The following is a 16,739-nucleotide window of genomic DNA, read 5'->3' as shown; positions in this document are numbered from 1 at the left end:
CCTCCTGCGTGCCGGACCCCGGGACTGCGACTGTCGCAGACGGGGCCCGGCCCGGCAGGCGAAATCCGCAAGAGACAGGACCGGGGATCAGCCCTTGACGCCGCCCTCGTTGGCGCCCCGGATGAAGTAGCGCTGCAGGGCGAAGAAGAGCAGCGCGACCGGGATCGTCGTGAGCAGGGCGGTGCCGAGCTTGAGCGGGTACTGCGTGCTGGCACCCTGGCCGCCGCTGATCAGGCTCGCGAGGCCGGTGACGAGCGTCTGGTGCTCAGCGGTCCCCTTGGTCACCACGAGGAAGTGCGAGAACTCGTTCCACGACCCCTGGAAGGACAGGATGGTCAGGGTGATGAGGGCCGGTTTGGCCATGGGGAGCACGACCGACCAGAAGGTCCGGAAGATGCTCGCGCCGTCCATGCGGGCGGCCTCCTCGACCGACACCGGGACGGAGTCGAAGAACTGCTTCATGATGAAGACACCGGCGGCGTCGACGATGAGCGGCAGGATCATCGCCGTGTAGGTGTCGTAGATGCCGAGGTAGTTGACCATGAGGAACTTCGGGATGAGCAGGGCGACCCCCGGCACCGCCATGACGGCGAGGAGACCGGCGAAGACGGCCTTGCGGCCGCGGAAGTGCAGCCGGAGAGCGCGTAGCCGGCCAGCGAGTCGAGGAAGACGCGGGCCGCGGTGACGACGAGGGTGATGAGGACCGAGTTCTGCCCCCACGTCGTGACCGGGACCGACGAGTCCCCGGTTTGGCCGAAGATGCGCTGCCACACCTGCGCGGTGAAGGGGTTGGGCACCAGCGACAGCGCATAGTCTTGCCCAGCCCTCACGAAGCGCGCCCGTTGCCTGATGGCCATTGTTCGGTGGGGCGGCAATTCGTCGCGACTCGCGCTGAGTCAACCACGTGACAGGTGAACCGCGCTGGGCAGGCGCATGAAACTCAAACCTCCAGGCGCTCCTCTGTGGCGGCAATCACAGCTGGAGGTATGCGTGAAAGCGCAGAGCCATGTCCGCTTCACGTCCGCGGGACTTTGCTTCTGATTTGACGCCGCCCTGCACTCCACACGTGCATACTGAAGCGCACGCCTGAGTCCGGGCGAATTCGTTTCTATGCGAGGAGGTGTTTTGTGGTTAGTCGCAGGTTTCGTGGCAGGTTCTTCTTGCGGGCACTCAGCGTTTCAATCACCGCGGCTCTGGCAGGCTGTTTCGCACTCATGGCGGCTCCGTCAGCCAACGCGGCCAGTTACTGCTACGAGTCAGCCACGATGACAAAGACGGGAAAATACGTCTCGGGCGTGGTAACCATCAACGCGTCTGTCACCTATCGTGACCTGCGCACCTGCGCGGGGACAACGGTGGGGATTCACTGGATCAACTCTTCGATGTCCTATTCTGGCGGTTTCAACGGCATCGGCGATTACAGTTCCAAGCACGGGATCACGCGCGGGGGCGTCGTCTTTGCACGCGCGGGTGACGTTGCCGGGGACGAGATCTGGTCTGGATCGACCTTCGCACTCAACTACGTGCGGAGCTACTCTTACAACCCCAACCGTTACATTTACAGTGGCTACTCTGTTCACGATCACGTCTATTACTCCTTCTCGGAGGCGGCGATTGGTGCAGATCTCGAACGAGTATGGGGTCGTGGTCCCACACTCGTGACGCAGCGTGTGTCTTTCCAGCCTGTCAAGGGGGCGTGGCTTGCGACCCCGGTCGCGTAGCAAATTTTTTGCGTCGAGTTGGACGTGCCCAATCACGCTCAGGAGCACTCGGTATAGTCCGCCAGCGACACTCGAGTACACGGTTGTGGCTTGAGCAGTGTTAGTCATCGTCTTTGCGTCCCACTGAACTCGCTTCGGCTCTAGTTGTAGGCAGCTAGGACGATGGCGACCTGTTGATGACGAGGAGAACCTCCGGGTGATGTGAGGAGTGCCTACTCTCGCACCGCCCGGAGGTCTCGTATTCACGCTCGGCACAGGGTCGCTCACTTCAGTCGAAGCCCAGCGCGTCACCGACATGCTGGTCGGCACAACGATGCTGGGTGACTTCGGCATCACGGACGCTCGCGACCGACAACGGCGGCCCAACTCGATCGGCTACCACGCGGGATCGCGGTGGGTGGACGACACCGCCACCTGCGTCCTGGGGATGGCACGCCAGGGCCACACCCATCGGGCCGCACTGGTCGCGACCAAGCTACTGGACGTCGGCGAGGCGTTCGACTGCCGCCTCATCGAGCTCGTCGCCGACTCGGCCACGATCCGGCAGTGGGCGCCATGCCCGGCATCCTGCTGCCCGCATGCCTGGGCCGCCGCGCTGCTCACGGTGGCGCTCGGGATCACGGTGGACGTTCCGGGCCCCCGCGTGCGTGTGCGTCCGGCCCTCCCCCTGCCGTTCGGCGCACTCACGGTCAAGGGGCTGCAGGTCGGTGAGGCCTCCGTCTCGGTCGTCGTCGAGGCCTCAGGCGAGGTGACGGTCGAGGGTCTGCCTGCGGACTTCGCCCTCGACCCTGGGCGGGCTTCAGTGCAGGAAGGTCTTGGCCAGGACCATGACGATCCCGAGCAGGGCTGCGGCGAGCGACTCGACGAAGGCCTCCCGGCGGCTCGCGCTGGCGTGGCGGGCCGCGAGGTAGCCGATGGCTCCGAGCTCGACGACGGTCAACCACAGGGCGAGATAGACGGCAAGGGCCGTGTCGGCACCGAGCAGCGAGGCGAGCACCACCACCACGAGCGCGGGCACGCCACCGAGGAGCACGCGCGACTCGTGACGGGCGGCGTCGAGCAGCCGCCGCGCCAGGGGCGAGCGTCCGTGCTCGAACTGGTCGGCGAAGGCGCGCACGTAGACGTCGGCCAGCCAGTAGACCCCGAGCACGAAGACCGCCGCGACGACGACTCGCGCCGTCGAGGGCGCATGGTTGGCCGTGGCGCTCATGACGGCACCGGTGATGATCGCCCCGTAGAGCAGTCCTCCGGGGTTGCCGCGCGCGATCAGGCGCGTCGCCCGGCCTCGGGTCCTCGCCGTCTCCGCCACGTGGCCCCCTCCAGCCTCTCGAGGCGCCATCGGTCGGCGCCTCGAGGACCAGCCTTGCCTGACGGGCGGAAACACGCCAGTGCTGGAGCCGAACGCGACGAAGGGCCCGGATCTCTCCGGGCCCTTCGTCTTCGCTGACGCGATCAGTAGCGGGGGCAGGATTTGAACCTGCGACCTCCGGGTTATGAGCCCGGCGAGCTACCGAGCTGCTCCACCCCGCGTCGGCAAGAGCAACGTTACGCGAAACCTCGCGCAGGACCAAATCGAGACGGCCATGTGCGCTGAATCAGCGTGCCGAAGGCCGAAAAGACTTGTGGCAGCACGCGATTCGCGTGCTGCCACAAGCAGTTGTCGAGCGTCGTTCGTCAGGGCGTGGCTGTCGCCCTGCCCTGCGGAGAGGCGTTGACCGCCCGTTCGAGGGCGCTCTTGAGCTCGGACTGCGCCTGGCCGTAGGCCGCGAAGTCACCCTTGCGCAGGGCCGCCTCGCCCTTGACGTAGGCCGCCTGCGCATCCTTGAGCGCCTTGGACAGTGCGGCCGCGTCCGGGGTGCCGGTCGGCGCCGGGGTCGCGGTGCCTGACGGCGTCGGGGTGGGCGTCGCAGTCCCTGTCGGGGTCGGTACCGGGGTGGGCGTCGTTCCGGTGTCACCCGCCTGGGCTCCCGACGAGCCACCGAAGAGGTCGTTGAGTGCCGCGTCGAGCGACCCGGCCCAGGCGATCTTGTCTCCGAAGGCGACCGCGACCGCCGACAGGCGAGGGTAGGTGCCCGACCCGGTCGAACGAGCCTGGACGTAGATCGGCTGGACGTAGAGGAGTCCCCCACCGACGGGCAGCGTCAGCTGGTTGCCGAAGATGACGCTGGCCCCGGTCGACGACGTCGTCGAGATGAACTGGGCCAAGGTCAGCTGCCGCCCGAGCGATGCGTCGTTCGAGGTCACGGTCGAGGTCCGCATGTCGTTGTAGACCAGGCCCGGCCCGTTGACCGAGCCGCCCGTCGTCTCGAGCAGGCGCAGCTTGCCGTAGTTCGAGGACTTCTTCCCGGTCTCGGACCCGGCGTCACCGTCGACCGCGAGGAAGCCCGAGAGCACGTTGCGGTCGCCGGTCGGCATGAAGGTCGACGTGAGGGAGAAGGCCGGACTCGCCTGGTCGGGCATGGCGAGCGAGAGGTAGTACGGCGGTTGGGGCAGGCTCTCGGCCGGCTGGGTCGGGTCGTCGGGCACCCGCCAGAAGTTCTGGCCCCCGTAGAAGGACCCTGCGTCCTGGTCGTGGTACTTCTCCAGCAGCGTGCGCTGGACCTTGAAGAGGTCCTCCGGGTAGCGCAGGTGCGACATGAGCGAGCCCTTGATGTCGCTGAGCGGCTTGACGGTGCCGGGGAAGATCGACATCCACGCCTTGAGCACGGGGTCCTGCTCGTCCCACTGGTAGAGCGTCACGGTGCCGTCGTAGGCGTCGACCGTGGCCTTGACGGAGTTGCGGACGTAGTTGACCTGACCGGCCTGCACGGCGCGCACCGAGGTGCGGGTGCTCGTGACGGCGTCCTCCGTGGCGGTGTCGAGCGTCGTGTTCTGCGAGTACGGGTAGTTGGCCGACGTCGTGTAGCCGTCGAGGACCCAGAGCACCCGGTTGTCCACGACGGCCGGGTAGGCGTTGCCGTCGAGGGTGAGCCACGGCGCGACGCGCTGCACGCGCTCTCGCGGCGTGCGGTGGTCGAGCACGCGCGAGTCGTTGGTCACCGCGTCGGAGAGGAGGAAGTTGATCTCGCGGTACTTCACGGCATACGCCAGACGCTTGATGGCGTCGAGCTGCACGCCGCCCGTGCCGGCGTAGGTGTAGTTGATCTGCCCGGTGCCCTCGGGGTCCGGGTAATCGAACTCCTGCTTGTTGCCGCCGACGATGGAGTACTCGGGCGAGTTCTCGCCGAAGTAGATGCGCGGCTCGTACTTGCCGAGCGCGCCCTCGGTGCCGATCTGCGACTCGAAGAAGGTCGGACGACCGTCGCTCTCGCGGGTGTTGCCCTTGGCCGCGACGACGCCGTAGCCGTGGGTGTAGACGGTGTGGTCGTTGAGCCAGTTGCGCTGCGCGTCGGGCACACCGTTGAGGTCGAGCTCACGGGCGGCGATGACGGTGTCCTGGGACTTGCCGTCGATCTGGTAGCGGTCGACGTCGAGCACGTCGGCGAACTGGTAGTAGCCCTTGCTCGCCTCGAGCTGCTTGAAGGTCGGGCCCACGACGTTGGGGTCGATGAGGCGGATGCCCGGCACCGTGGCCGCGTCACCGCGCAGCTGGCCCGGTGCTGCGACGGTCTTCGTGTCGTAGGACTGGACGTCGATGGCGTTGAAGCCGTAGGCCGCTCGCGTCGCCTCGATGTTGCGCTTGATGTACTGAAGCTCGAGCGACTTCTCCGACGGTCGCACCTTCAGCGACTGCACGAGAGCCGGGTAGATGCCGCCGACCGCGACGACGATGACGGCGAGCACCGCGACCCCCACGAGCGGCAGGCGCCACGAACGCGTCCAGATCGTCGTGAGGAACATGACGGCGCACATGACGGCAGCGATCGCGAGGATCCCCTTCGTCGGGATGATCGCGTGCGACTCGGTGTACTGGATGCCGGTGATCTTCGTCGACTGCGCGGTCGCGAGATTGTAGCGGTCGATCCAGAAGGCCACGGCCCGCACGAGCACCAGGACGGCGGCGATGACCGACAGGTGCACGCGGGCCGCCTGCGTCGAGCGCATCTTCGTGCTGGCGACGATGCCGCCGTAGAGGTAGTGCGTGAACGCGGCGGTGATGAAACCGATGACGAGGATCATCGTCAGGAACGCGACGACGAAGTTGATCCAGGGCAGGTCGAAGACGAAGAAGCCGATGTCCAGACCGAACTCGGGGTCGTTGGTGCCGAACGGGCTGCCGTTGCGCCAGAGCAGGAACGTGTCCCACTGCGTCGCGGCGGACAGGCCGGCGAAGAGGCCGACGGCGAGCGGCGCCGCAACCGTCGCGGTGCGGCGCATCGGCTCGACCAGCTGGCGGTAGTGCTCCATGGCCTGGGTGTCGGGCGAGGGGGCGTAGATCGGCCGGTTGCGGTAGGCGAAGTGGATGCTCGACCACACCATCGCCGCCGTCAGCAGACCGCCGACGAGACCCAGCAGGATCTTCGTGACGACCTGGGTGCTGAACACACCGGAGAATCCGACCGACTGGTACCACAGCACCTCGGTCCAGAACTGCGCCGCGATCGCGATCACCACGAGCAGTGCTGCCGCCACGACGAGCGAGGTGACGAGCGGGCGCCGTGTGGGTGGGAGCGCGGTGGTGTCGCCGCGTCGGGCCGGGCCCGAGTCGTCGTCTTTGTTGCCCGGCGGGGGGCCGAAGTTGCTGTCGCTCACGTCGAGTGCCTTGGGTGCTGGGGCGGGCAGGTGGTCGGGCGGACCCGTGGGCAGCCTCCTCCGGCCGCCTGCGGCAACCATAACCCGCGCTCCCGGCGCACCCGCTGCGTGATACCCCAACGTGACCGGCACGAGACCAGGCCGGTCCTCGCGGGTCTCGTGCCGGCCCCGCCGCCGGCATACGGCAGCATGGGCACGTGAACGCACAGCCCGTCATCGACCCCCTCGCCATCGCCGCCCTCGACACCGAGCGCCACGTCGCCGCCGCCGGCTGGGACCAGCCGGCCCGGCTCTTCGCCCTCGTGCGCACCGCCGACCTGCTCGAGCGCGAGCCGCAGCTGCGCGAGCAGATGGGACCCTCGGACCTCGCCGAGGGAGCCCTGACGGCCATCGAGCAGGAGGGCCTGCCGACGACGACCTCGCTCGAGACCCTGCTCGGCCGGCTCGCCTGGCCCGACGAGGTCGACGGCTGCGCCTTCGCCATCGAGCGGATGGTGGTGCCGCCCGAGGCCGAACGTGAGCTGCCGTCGCGCGGCGAGGACGCCGTCGACCACCTCGCCGCCCACCCGGACCGCAAGGACGTGCGGCTCGTCGTGGCCGTCCTGCGCGGCGGGGCGTCGATCTGCCTGCTCCGTCAGCGCGACCACGACTCAGACGACGCCGTCGCGACCGGCAAGGACATCGCGCCGGGGCTCGTCGAGGCGCTCAAGGCGACGTTCGAGGACTGAGTTCAGGGCCGCGTCGGCGGGGTCCGCAGGCGGGACCTCAGCGGCGCGACCTCACCGGTGCGCCTCACCGGCAGCACTTCAGCAGCGCGGCAGCGAGCCCGTCTGCCCCTTGGCGATGGCCTCGACGGCCGTGCGGCCCTCGTCGAAGGTGCCGACCTTGAAGACGTCGAGGCCGTCGGGCACGTGCCCGACCACCTCGTCACAGTTGTCGGCGGGGGCGAGGAAGTACTCCGCGCCGTCCGAGCGGGCGCCGGCCAGCTTCTGCCGGATGCCGCCGATCGGACCGACCACACCCTGGTCGTCGATCGTGCCGGTGCCCGCGATCTGGCGGCCTCCGGCCAAGGGGCCGGGCGTCAGCTTGTCGTAGATGCCGAGGGAGAACATCAGCCCCGCGGACGGTCCGCCGATGGCCCCGGCATCGATGGCGACCTTGGCCGGGAAGTCGTGGTCGAGCCCGAGCAGCACTCCGAGGGCGGTACGTCCGCCCTGCCCGGCCACTGTCGGGACCTCGAGCGTTTGCTCCTTGCCCTTGCGGGTGACGGTCATCGACACCGAGTCACCGGGCTTCTTCTTCTGCAGCACGTCGCGGACCGCTTGGGTGGAGGCGATCTCCACGCCGTCGATGCGGTCGAGACGGTCCCCCACCTCGAGCAATCCCTTGGCCTTGGAGGCGTCGGTGATGCCGGCGATGGCGACGTGGGTCGGCACCTGCTTGCCGATCGCCCGCAGCGCGACGGCGGTGGCCTCCTCCTGCGAGCCCTCCATCTGGATGGCGTTCTCCTCGGCCACCTGCTCCTGGGTGACCTTGGGGTCGAAGACGTCGTCGACCGGGAGGACGTCGCGGGCCGGGTCGATCCACGCCTGCAGGATGTCCCAGGCGTCGACGGGGTAGCCGGGGCCGCCCTCGACACGCACCGTCGTGAAGCGCAGCGCCCCGTCGGTCGGGTAGGTCGGCAGACCCGAGATCGCGATGATCGGCTTTCCCTTGCCGTCGGTCGAGGTGCCCAGGGTGTCCTGCGTCGGGCCCGGGCTCATGACGGCATACGGCAGGTGGACGACGGAGCCGACGACCATGACCACGAGGAAGAGGAAGAAGGCGGCGAGGACCGCCTTGTTGCCGCGCGTCAACCGACCGCGGCCCTCGTCCTCGAGCACCTCGGCGCGCGTCGGCAGGTCGGTGCCGGAGGGCTGCTCCGGCACGCGCTTGATCGTCCTCACGGCAGCCCGACCCACTCGTCGGCGCCGTCGGCGAACCTCTGGTGCTTCCAGATCGGGATCGTGGCCTTGAACTCGTCGATGAGCTCGCGGCAGACCTCGAAGGCCTCACCGCGGTGCTCGGCGCTGACCCCGACGACGACGGCGACGTCGCCCACCTCGAGGTGCCCGACGCGGTGCACGACGGCGATCCGGACCGCGCGACCGTCGCCGGCCAACCGGTCCGCGAGCACCCGTGCGGTCTCGGCGGCCTGCGGGTGCGCGGAGTAGTCGAGCGCGGCCACCGTCTTGTCGGCTGCCCCGTCGACGTCGGCGGCGGCCGGCCCGTCGTGGTCACGCACGGTCCCGACGAACAGGCACACCCCACCGGCGCGGGGCGAGGAGACGCTCGCGAGCACCTCGTCGACAGACAGGGGTGTCTCGCGGATCTCGACCAGGGTGACCGTCACGCCCGCAATGGTATGCCGCGTGGCCGACACGCGCGTGCCGTTGCCGTCGCGACCGGAGCACCGGACACGGCGCCGACGGGCCCGGCACCGGGAACCAACGGGGTCGATCCGTGGTTGTCTTGATGTGCGGCCGGACGGCCGTGACGAGATCCGTTCGAGTGGGGATGAGCAGGCATGGCCGACGACCGTGGACGCGGTGACGACAACCACAGCGACAAGGACGACGAGTCCGGCACGGTGCCCGGCGGTGAGCCCGGCGGTGAGCGAGGTGTCGAGCCCGGTGGCGAGCCTGAGACCGGACACGCGCAGGACGGCCCGGACCAGCAGGGCACACCCGGCGACGAGGGGCGTCCGCGCGAGGGGTCCCCGTTCGGGCTGCCGCTGAACCGCCCCGGTGGGGGCTCGCCCGGCCAAGGGTCGGGCCCGGTCGGCTTCGGCGCGGGTGCCGGCGGCGGGTTCGGTGGGGGCTTCCCGGGGCTGCCCGACCTCGGCGGCATGGACCCCTCCGACCTCGGCGCGATGCTCGAGAAGGTGCTCGGCGAGGCCGCCGAGAACCCGGAGCTCGCCGAGGTCATGAAGAGCATGGGTGTCGACCCCACGGACCCCGCGACGCAGGCCGCGATGCGAGCCCAGCTCGGCACCTTCATGGCGGCGCAGGAGTCGCCGACCGGCTCGCGGGACATGGCCACCGAGGTCGCCCGCCGCCACGTGATGGGCGTCGAGGGCAACGACGTGCACGACGAGGCCGCCGCTCGCGCGGTGACCGACGCCGTCGCCGTGGCGACCCTGTGGCTCGACGAGCAGACGACGCTCGACTCCCCCGCGTGGCGGGCGACCGGCTTCAGCCGCGCCGAGTGGGTCGATGCGACGATGCCGCGCTGGTTCGAGCTCATCGAGCCCGTCTCCGACGGCGTCACCGCCGCGACGTCCGAGGCCATGCGCAAGCAGGTCGGCGAGCTCGGTCCGGAAGCCTTCGGCGACGCGCTGCCCGAGGGTCTGCCGGAAGGCTTCGACCCGCGGCAGATGGTCGAGCAGTGGGCTCCGATGCTCGGCAACCTCAGCCGGCAGATGTTCTCGGCGCAGCTCGGCCAGGCCGTCGGCACGCTCGCGACGGAGGTCGTGAGCGGCACGGAGGTCGGCCTGCCGCTGACCGAGCCCGGCCTCGTCGCCCTGCTGCCCGGCAACGTCGCCCAGCTGGCCGAGTCGCTCGAGATCGATGTGGCACAGGTGCGTCTCTACCTCGCCGTGCGCGAGGCCGCACGGGTCCGCCTCTTCTCCCAGGTGCCGTGGCTCGGGCCGCAGCTGCTCTCGGCCGTGTCCGACTACGCCCGCAACATCACCATCGACACCGAGGCCATCGAGTCCGCGCTGTCGACGATCGACCCGTCCGACCCGGAGGCGCTCCGGTCGGCGCTGCAGGGCAACCTCTTCCGGCCCCAACCCACTCCCGCCCAACGGGCCGCGCTCGACCGCCTCGAGACCCTCCTCGCCCTGGCGGAGGGCTGGGTCGACCACGTCACCGACCGCACCACGGCCCAGCACCTGCCGCAGTCGGCAGCGCTGGCCGAGACGATCCGCCGACGCCGCGTCGGTGGTGCGGCGCAGAAGACCTTCGCCGGGCTCGTCGGTCTCGAGCTGCGCCCGCGCCGGCTGCGTGACGCCGCGAACCTCTGGGCGGCCCTCGAGAGCAGCGGAGGGGCGACCCTGCGCGACGGTCGCTGGGCCCACCCGGACCTGGCGCCGACCTCCGCCGACCTCGACGACCCCATCGGTTTCGTCCAGCGCGCGACCGGCACCGGCTCGGAGGCCGCCCTGACGGACGCGAGCCCCGGAGCCGAGGGCGCTGGGCTGGGCGCCGACCTCGACTCCGTGCTTCAAGGCATCCTCGAGGACGCCGACCGCGAGCGCGGGACAGCTCCCGAACCGACAGCCGAGGGCGACCGGTCCGACCAAACCGACCAGCCCGACCGCTCCGACGGCGACGAACCGTCGGACACCCAGGGCGACGCGGGCCCGACCCGGTGACGGCGACGGGACCCGCCCTGACCGGCCCCACCCCACCGGACAGCACCGACGCCGCGAGCTGGCGCCGGCTCCACGACGACGTCGTCCGCCGGCTGGAGACGTGGGAGGCGCCCGACGAGCAGCAGGAGACGCTGCGACGCGACTTCCTCGACCACCTGCACGCGCACCCTGACGCCGTGAGCAAGGCCGGACCGCCGGCGCACCTGACGGGAAGCGTCATCGTGCTCGACGAGGGCGGCGGATCGGTTCTGCTCACCCTGCACCGCCGGGCCCGGGCCTGGTTCCAGTTCGGGGGTCATTTCGAGCCGGGCGACGCCTCGGTGTGGCATGCGGCAACGCGTGAGGCGCGTGAGGAGTCGGGCATCTCCGACATCTCGGCCCTTCCGGAGATCGTCCAGCTCGACCGCCACATGCTGGACGGTGACTTCGGGCGGTGCCGCGAGCACCTGGACATCCGCTTCGCAGCCGTGACCCCGCGCACGGCCGAGGCCGCCGTCAGCCCCGAGTCGATCGACGTGCGGTGGTGGCCGGTCGACGGCCTGCCCGAGGGCACACGAGAGGACCTGCAGCCGCTCGTCGACGCTGCTCTGCGCCGCCTCCCCCGCTGAACCGACGCGGTGTGCGGGAGCGCGCGTCACGGCATACGTGGTCGTATGCCGTCAGGCGGAGCTGGTGGGCGCGCTCACTCGTCGCTGAGATCGAGACCCGCTGCCGCCGAGACGCCCTGGAGGTAGCCGCGGGCGCGTTCGAGGCGCGGGTAGCCGCGCAACAGCTCCCAGAAGTCCGGCCCGTGACCGGGCTGGAGCAGGTGTGCGAGCTCGTGGAGCAGGACGTAGTCGACGACCCAGCTCGGCATGCCACGAAGCTTGTCGGACAAGCGAATCGAGCCCTCAGCGGGTGTGCACGAGCCCCAGCGCGAGTTCTGGTTGGACACCCAACGGACGCTGGCCGGGACGGCCCTGCCACCGAGGTGCTCGCGGGACAGGGCGAGGGCGCGCTGCTCGAGGTCGCTGTCGCTGCGCTGGCGGCGCTGCTCGGAGGCGGCGACGCGCGCCACCATCGTGCGCACCCACTCGCCCTCCTCGGCGCGGCTCATCCGCGCCGGCACGAGCACGACGAGGCGCCCCTCCTGGCGGTAGGCCGAGACGGTGCGCCGGCGCTTGGCACTGCGACGGACCTCGACGGTCACCCCGTCGACCACCGTGTGCACCACCTCGCGTCGCACCGTCGTCATGAGGGCAGGGTAGGTCAGGGCGGTGACAACGGCCCGGAGCACGGCCCCGACACGGTCCACGCACGGCCGCGCCCGCGCGCCATACCGCACCCCGCACGGGCGCGCCAAGCGGGGATGAGCATGATTTCGTGCTCAGCGTGCCTTAGGGTTGAACGAGTCGAGGCACCCGTCGGATGGGTGCCGTCAACAAGGAGACATCAATGGCTGACGAGACCTACAAGGGCGAGTTCTACTGCGTGAAGTGCAAGGAGAAGCGCGAGGCCGAGGGCAAGGTTGTCGTTTCCGACAACGGTCGCCGGATGGCCAAGGGACAGTGCCCCGTCTGCGGTACCAACCTCAACCGCATTCTGGGCAAGGCCTGACCGGGTCGCGGCGGCGTCACTGACGCCGCAGATCGAGGGGGCGGGACCACACGGTCCCGCCCCCTCGCGCATGCCCGGGGCCGCGTCGGTGGTGCGCATCGGTGGGTGCGTTGGGTATCCGGCTGTGGACGACGCCCACGCGCCCACGGGAGCGGCTGCGAGCCTGTCGACCGAGGGTGGCGGCCGCTGGAGGAGCCACCGGGTCTGGAGGTCCCATGTCCGCTGCTGCCGTCCCGTCGCACCCACGCCTGCCGGCCTGGCTGCGACCGCTGACCCGCAGACCCGGCGAGGTCCAGTTCGGCGTGTTGCCCGGTGGACCCGTCGTCACGGGCGTGACCGACGTCGAGGTCGGCCTGCTCGCCCGCCTCGACGGTGCCCTCCCGCTCACGTCGACCGATCGCGTGGCAGCCGATGCCGGCGTCCGACCGGCTCGCTGGCGCGCCCTGCTCCAGCTCACGAGCGAGCTGGGTCTGCTCACCGACCGCACGGCGCCCGTCGGCACCTCGGAGTCTGCCCCGACGGGACGCGTGGTCGTCGACGGCTGCGGCGAGGTCGCCTCCGGCATCGCCGCGGCCCTGGCCCAGGCCGGGACGACGGTCGTGCACGGCCGGGCTGGCGTCGACCGGGCGGTGGCCTCGCCCGGACGACCCCGGCCCGACCTCGTCATCCTCGTCGGGTCGCCGGTCGTCGATCCCCGTCGCGGCGAGCTGTGGCTGAGCCACGGAGTGCCGCACCTGCCCGTGGCACCCGCCGGCCCACGCACCGTGATCGGCCCGCTCGTCGACGACTCCCCCGGCGCACCGTGCCTCTGGTGCCTCGAACGACACCGGGCCGACCGCGACGAGGCCTGGCCTGCCGTGATGAGCCAGGCGGCGCCGCCTCGCACGCTCGCGCTCGCCGGCCCGGCGGAGGGACGGCACGACGCCCTCAGTCCCGGCCTGGCCCACCTCGTGGTCGGCAGTGTCACGCTCCTCGTCACGGGCGTCCTCGAGGGCCATCCGCCCCCACCGGGCGTGTCGGTCGAGGTCAGCCTCCCGTGGCCGCGCATGGACCACCGGCGATGGCCGACGCACCCGCTCTGCCCTGGGCACGCGGCTCGCCCCTGGGCGACGACAGCTCGCCGCGACGAGCTCACCGCCAGAGGTCGTGCTGTGGACGGGTCGATTCCGCGCGGGGCCTGACCGGAGGCTCGACCGAGCAGCCCGGTCCGGCGACCTGGGCCAAGGCTGTACACGCTGGTGCGCCCTGCACCGTCTCGGGCGGGTACACATAGAGTCGAGGGTGGGCGCCGACCCGCCGCCGGGTGCTGTCGTTGCGTCACCGGCGTCGGCCCGGCGCCGGTGTCCGCCCGAGACCGACGACCCCAGACCGACCGACCCGAGACCGACGACCGCCCGAGGAGGTGCGACGTGACGGACCTGCCCCGCAAGGCCGTCGTGCGCTCGGCCAAGCTGGCCTCGGTGCCGCTCGGTTTCGCCGGCCGCACCGCCCTCGGCCTCGGCAAGCGCCTCGGCGGCCGGCCCGCCGAGCTCGTGGCCGCAGAGCTGCAGGCCCGCACCGCCCAGCAGCTCTTCCAGGTGCTCGGCGAGCTCAAGGGCGGCGCGATGAAGTTCGGGCAGGCCCTCTCGATCTTCGAGGCGGCCCTCCCGGAGGACCTGGCGGTGCACTACCGCGCCACCCTGACCAAGCTGCAGGACAGCGCACCGCCGATGCCGACGAGCTCGGTCCACGGCGTCCTGCGCGCCGAGCTCGGCACGCGGTGGCGCAGCAAGTTCGTCTCGTTCGACGACCACCCCGTGGCCTCGGCCTCCATCGGCCAGGTCCACCGCGCCGTCTGGAAGGACGGCCGGGACGTCGCGGTGAAGATCCAGTACCCCGGCGCCGGCGCCGCGCTCATGAGCGACATCAAGCAGCTCAGTCGGGTGGCCAGGGTCGCGGCGAGCTGGGTCCCCGGCATCGAGCTCGGCCCGATCCTCGACGAGCTGCGCGACCGGATGGCCGAGGAGCTCGACTACCGCCTCGAGGCCGAGTCCCAGTCGACCTTCGCGGCCGCGTTCGAGGACGACCCCGACTTCGCCGTGCCGCACGTCGTCGACGGCCGCGAGCACGTCATCGTCTCGGAGTGGCTCGACGGCGTGCCGCTGTCGCGGATCATCGCCGAGGGCACCCAGGAGCAGCGTGACGTCGCCTCGCAGCTCTACCTGCGCTTCCTGCTGGCCGGGCCGGCGCGCGCGGGGCTGCTGCATGCAGACCCGCACCCGGGCAACTTCCGGATCACCCCCGACGGGCGCCTCGGCGTCATCGACTTCGGCGCCGTCAACCGACTGCCCGACGGCATGCCGCCCGAGATCGGGCCTCTGCTGACGACCGGTCTCCGGGGCAGCGCCGACGACGTGCTCGAGGGTCTGCGGGAGATCGGCTTCGTCAAGCAGCGCATCGATCTCGACCCGGAGCGGCTCCTCGACTACCTCGAGCCGTTCATGGCGCCGTTCCGCAGTGACACCTTCACGTTCAGCAGGGACTGGCTGCGTGGCGTCTTCGCCCACATCAACGACCCGCGCCAGCCCAACTACGCCGTCGCCTACAAGCTCAACCTCCCGCCGGAGTACCTCCTCATCCACCGGGTGTGGGGTGGGGGCATCGGCGTGCTCAGCCAGCTCGGGGGCACCGTCCACGGACGGGCCATCGTCGACGAGCTGCTGCCGGGCGCCGACCTGCCGCCGGTCGATGGCTCGGACTGAGCTCCCGGCGCCCTCACGCCTCCCTGGTCGACCGTGAGGTCGCGGTCGTCACCACCAGACGGGGTCGAGCTTGCCCTCGATCGAGCGGAGGTTCACCCGGCTGCACCGCTCGCACGTCCAGGTCGTGCGGCCGCCGTCGGAGCCGCGGCTCCACGTGAGCCGGGCCGCGGACTGCTCGTCGGGCGGCGGAGACGTCCCGCAGCTGGAGCAGACGAGCTGCTGGTCGTTCGCGGTCTCACCGGCAGGAGTGTTCATGGGCTTCTCCCTTCTCCTGGCTCCAGTATCCGCCGATGCGGGGGCACGGTGCGGCGCCACGCGGGAACCGGTGGCCGTCCAGCTCGAGGCGGTGGGCCGAGCAGGCGCCTCAGGTGCGGGGCGTTCGGCCCCGGACGTGCGGAACCGCGGGTGACGTGCGCGTCACCCGCGGCTCGCTCGCTTGATTCACTTGTCCTGCAACGCGCCTCGTGGCGCGGTCGTTCACTTCTCGTTGTGGCGTCGACTGGCGCGGATCTCCTGGGCGATCAGCCGGGCGCTGCGACGGATGCCGCTGCGTTCCTGGCGCTGACTGCGCTGGTTGATCCGGTCGCGAGCCAGCATCTCGAGCTGGTTCATGACGTTCTCCTGGTCTGTGAAAAGGGTTGTGTTCGATGGTCGTCGGCGCCTGGGACATGCGTCGTCACGCAGGCTCAGGCGGCCACGGGGTGCTTGCGCGGACGGCCACGGGGCCGCTTGCGAGCCACGATGGCGCCCTGGACGAGCAGCTGCCCGCCCCAGACTCCCCACGGCTCCTGACGCTCGAGGGCGCCGGCGAGGCACTGGACGCGCGCGGGGCAGAGCCCGCAGAGCGTCTTGGCGAACTCGACGTCCTCGGGTCGCTCGGCGAACCAGAGCTCCGCGTCGTAGTCGCGGCACGGAATGGTCTCGCCGACCTGCTCCGCCTCGGTTCTCATGTCGATCAACTCGCTCAGCTGCATCGTTCTCACCTCCGTCTCCTGGGCGCCCGTGGTGGGGTGCCCCTGCTCACTCGTGTCTGGCTTGGTCCGCAGACCTGCACCGGTGGTGCGCGTCTCGGTCCTGCTGCTCGGCATCCGGGGAGTCATCTGTGTCCCTGATCTGTCAGGCACCCGGTCGGGTGCTCTCTCTGGCGGTGTCGGTGGTGCGGTGTGGGAGCGGCATTCGGCCGGGGAACTCCCCCGGGAAACACGAAGGCCGCGGACCCGGTGATGTCGGGTTCGCGGCCTGGAGGTGAGGCTTCGGGTCTGTTCAGACCGGGGGCCTCCCAGAGCGGGAGCGAACGACATCGAGGGTCTTGTAGGCGGGGGCGAACGTGAGGCCGGAAACCGAGACGTCTCCCTGGATCGGAGCGCGGAAGTCGGCGACGCGGCCGCCCATGACGGCGGCGATGGACACAGTGGTCCCCTGCTCCGGAGCACGCGTGGCCGCCAGGCGGACATCGCCGGTGGTCGGTCGCAGACGCACGGAAAGGACGCAGGAGACTGCGTTCATCGTCATCGTGGTGTTGTCCATCAGGCCGACCTCCTCACTTCTGCTCACGGGCCCCAGCTGGCCACC

17 protein-coding genes and 1 tRNA gene are annotated in these 16,739 nt (G+C 70.5%); 7 read left to right on the top strand and 11 right to left on the bottom strand.

All coding sequences use genetic code 11. From position 1 onward, the window contains the following. Positions 1-87: 87 nt before the first annotated feature. Positions 88-720, bottom strand: coding sequence for a carbohydrate ABC transporter permease (locus tag ABD831_RS06565; protein WP_344943342.1), 633 nt, complete (start codon positions 718-720; stop codon positions 88-90). 545 nt (positions 721-1,265) lie between these two features. Here ABD831_RS06565 and ABD831_RS06560 point away from each other — a divergent pair. Beyond that, on the top strand, positions 1,266-1,721 hold the full coding sequence (locus tag ABD831_RS06560) for a hypothetical protein (protein ID WP_344943340.1): 456 nt from the start codon (positions 1,266-1,268) through the stop codon (positions 1,719-1,721). Between the two features lie 799 nt (positions 1,722-2,520). On the opposite strand, the gene ABD831_RS06555 is transcribed toward ABD831_RS06560, so the two are convergent. The 3 genes from ABD831_RS06555 to ABD831_RS06545 form a co-directional block, all read right to left on the bottom strand. Continuing rightward, positions 2,521-3,030 (bottom strand): hypothetical protein, encoded by a 510-nt coding sequence (locus ABD831_RS06555; protein WP_344943338.1) that lies wholly within the window; start codon positions 3,028-3,030, stop codon positions 2,521-2,523. A gap of 147 nt (positions 3,031-3,177) precedes the next feature. Beyond that, positions 3,178-3,251: transfer RNA gene (locus tag ABD831_RS06550), tRNA-Met, on the bottom strand. Positions 3,252-3,395: 144 nt separating this feature from the next. Then, on the bottom strand, positions 3,396-6,413 hold the full coding sequence (locus ABD831_RS06545) for a UPF0182 family membrane protein (protein ID WP_344943335.1): 3,018 nt from the start codon (positions 6,411-6,413) through the stop codon (positions 3,396-3,398). A gap of 197 nt (positions 6,414-6,610) precedes the next feature. Here ABD831_RS06545 and ABD831_RS06540 point away from each other — a divergent pair, with 197 nt between their 5' ends. Then, entirely contained in the window at positions 6,611-7,141 is a 531-nt protein-coding gene (locus ABD831_RS06540; RefSeq protein ID WP_344943332.1) for a PPA1309 family protein, read from the top strand. 78 nt (positions 7,142-7,219) lie between these two features. Here ABD831_RS06540 and ABD831_RS06535 read toward each other — a convergent pair whose 3' ends face one another. Together ABD831_RS06535 and ABD831_RS06530 are read right to left on the bottom strand one after the other, a co-directional pair. Beyond that, a complete protein-coding gene (locus ABD831_RS06535; protein ID WP_344943329.1) occupies positions 7,220-8,341 on the bottom strand; it encodes a YlbL family protein in 1,122 nt (373 codons plus the stop codon). 14 nt (positions 8,342-8,355) lie between these two features. Then, positions 8,356-8,805, bottom strand: a complete 450-nt coding sequence (locus ABD831_RS06530) for a molybdenum cofactor biosynthesis protein MoaE (RefSeq protein WP_344943326.1) — start codon at positions 8,803-8,805, stop codon at positions 8,356-8,358. Between the two features lie 174 nt (positions 8,806-8,979). Between ABD831_RS06530 and ABD831_RS06525 the strand changes: the two genes are divergently transcribed. Further along, positions 8,980-10,830 carry a zinc-dependent metalloprotease gene (locus ABD831_RS06525; RefSeq protein WP_344943323.1) on the top strand — a complete coding sequence of 617 codons (1,851 nt, stop codon included), beginning with the start codon at positions 8,980-8,982 and terminating at the stop codon, positions 10,828-10,830. After that, on the top strand, positions 10,827-11,438 hold the full coding sequence (locus tag ABD831_RS06520) for an NUDIX hydrolase (protein ID WP_344943320.1): 612 nt from the start codon (positions 10,827-10,829) through the stop codon (positions 11,436-11,438). Before ABD831_RS06525 ends, ABD831_RS06520 begins: the two co-directional genes overlap by 4 nt. 74 nt (positions 11,439-11,512) lie before the next feature. On the opposite strand, the gene ABD831_RS06515 is transcribed toward ABD831_RS06520, so the two are convergent. Beyond that, positions 11,513-12,064, bottom strand: coding sequence for a YgjP-like metallopeptidase domain-containing protein (locus ABD831_RS06515; protein ID WP_142177103.1), 552 nt, complete (start codon positions 12,062-12,064; stop codon positions 11,513-11,515). 200 nt (positions 12,065-12,264) lie between these two features. Here ABD831_RS06515 and ABD831_RS06510 point away from each other — a divergent pair, with 200 nt between their 5' ends. The 3 genes from ABD831_RS06510 (at position 12,265) to ABD831_RS06500 (ending at position 15,167) form a co-directional block, all read left to right on the top strand. Continuing rightward, positions 12,265-12,426 (top strand): DUF5679 domain-containing protein, encoded by a 162-nt coding sequence (locus ABD831_RS06510; RefSeq protein WP_020143053.1) that lies wholly within the window; start codon positions 12,265-12,267, stop codon positions 12,424-12,426. Between the two features lie 215 nt (positions 12,427-12,641). Next, positions 12,642-13,607 (top strand): hypothetical protein, encoded by a 966-nt coding sequence (locus tag ABD831_RS06505; RefSeq protein WP_344943316.1) that lies wholly within the window; start codon positions 12,642-12,644, stop codon positions 13,605-13,607. Positions 13,608-13,835: 228 nt separating this feature from the next. Then, positions 13,836-15,167: an ABC1 kinase family protein gene (locus tag ABD831_RS06500; protein ID WP_344943313.1), complete on the top strand. Its 1,332-nt coding sequence runs from the start codon at positions 13,836-13,838 to the stop codon at positions 15,165-15,167. A 48-nt stretch (positions 15,168-15,215) separates the two neighbouring features. On the opposite strand, the gene ABD831_RS06495 is transcribed toward ABD831_RS06500, so the two are convergent. From ABD831_RS06495 to ABD831_RS06480, 4 genes are all read right to left on the bottom strand, one after another. After that, the gene (locus tag ABD831_RS06495) at positions 15,216-15,422 is read right to left on the bottom strand and encodes a hypothetical protein (protein ID WP_344943309.1); all 207 of its coding nucleotides are present in this window, start codon (positions 15,420-15,422) and stop codon (positions 15,216-15,218) included. A 222-nt stretch (positions 15,423-15,644) separates the two neighbouring features. After that, on the bottom strand, positions 15,645-15,779 hold the full coding sequence (locus ABD831_RS06490; protein WP_344943306.1) for a hypothetical protein: 135 nt from the start codon (positions 15,777-15,779) through the stop codon (positions 15,645-15,647). Positions 15,780-15,853: 74 nt separating this feature from the next. Beyond that, positions 15,854-16,141, bottom strand: coding sequence for a WhiB family transcriptional regulator (locus ABD831_RS06485; RefSeq protein WP_020143058.1), 288 nt, complete (start codon positions 16,139-16,141; stop codon positions 15,854-15,856). 289 nt (positions 16,142-16,430) lie between these two features. Continuing rightward, complete coding sequence (locus ABD831_RS06480) at positions 16,431-16,694, bottom strand: hypothetical protein (protein WP_142177099.1); 264 nt, start codon at positions 16,692-16,694, stop codon at positions 16,431-16,433. Between the last annotated feature and the right edge of the window lie 45 nt (positions 16,695-16,739).

Origin of the sequence: Terrabacter ginsenosidimutans (assembly GCF_039539425.1) — a bacterium.
Classification (GTDB): domain Bacteria; phylum Actinomycetota; class Actinomycetes; order Actinomycetales; family Dermatophilaceae; genus Terrabacter; species Terrabacter ginsenosidimutans.
The sequence above is the reverse complement of the archived record's forward strand: the minus strand, read 5'-3'. Positions and strand labels throughout refer to the sequence as shown.

What these genes read in the sequence shown, in the direction of transcription:
- ABD831_RS06560 (WP_344943340.1), top strand. Translation starts at nt 1,266, where the DNA reads ATGACAAAGACGGGAAAATACGTCTCGGGCGTGGTAACCATCAACGCG.
- ABD831_RS06525 (WP_344943323.1), top strand. Translation starts at nt 8,980, where the DNA reads ATGGCCGACGACCGTGGACGCGGTGACGACAACCACAGCGACAAGGAC.
- ABD831_RS06515 (WP_142177103.1), bottom strand. Translation starts at nt 12,064, where the DNA reads ATGACGACGGTGCGACGCGAGGTGGTGCACACGGTGGTCGACGGGGTG.
- ABD831_RS06510 (WP_020143053.1), top strand. Translation starts at nt 12,265, where the DNA reads ATGGCTGACGAGACCTACAAGGGCGAGTTCTACTGCGTGAAGTGCAAG.
- ABD831_RS06505 (WP_344943316.1), top strand. Translation starts at nt 12,642, where the DNA reads ATGTCCGCTGCTGCCGTCCCGTCGCACCCACGCCTGCCGGCCTGGCTG.
- ABD831_RS06495 (WP_344943309.1), bottom strand. Translation starts at nt 15,422, where the DNA reads ATGAACACTCCTGCCGGTGAGACCGCGAACGACCAGCAGCTCGTCTGC.
- ABD831_RS06490 (WP_344943306.1), bottom strand. Translation starts at nt 15,779, where the DNA reads ATGAACCAGCTCGAGATGCTGGCTCGCGACCGGATCAACCAGCGCAGT.
- ABD831_RS06485 (WP_020143058.1), bottom strand. Translation starts at nt 16,141, where the DNA reads ATGCAGCTGAGCGAGTTGATCGACATGAGAACCGAGGCGGAGCAGGTC.
- ABD831_RS06480 (WP_142177099.1), bottom strand. Translation starts at nt 16,694, where the DNA reads ATGGACAACACCACGATGACGATGAACGCAGTCTCCTGCGTCCTTTCC.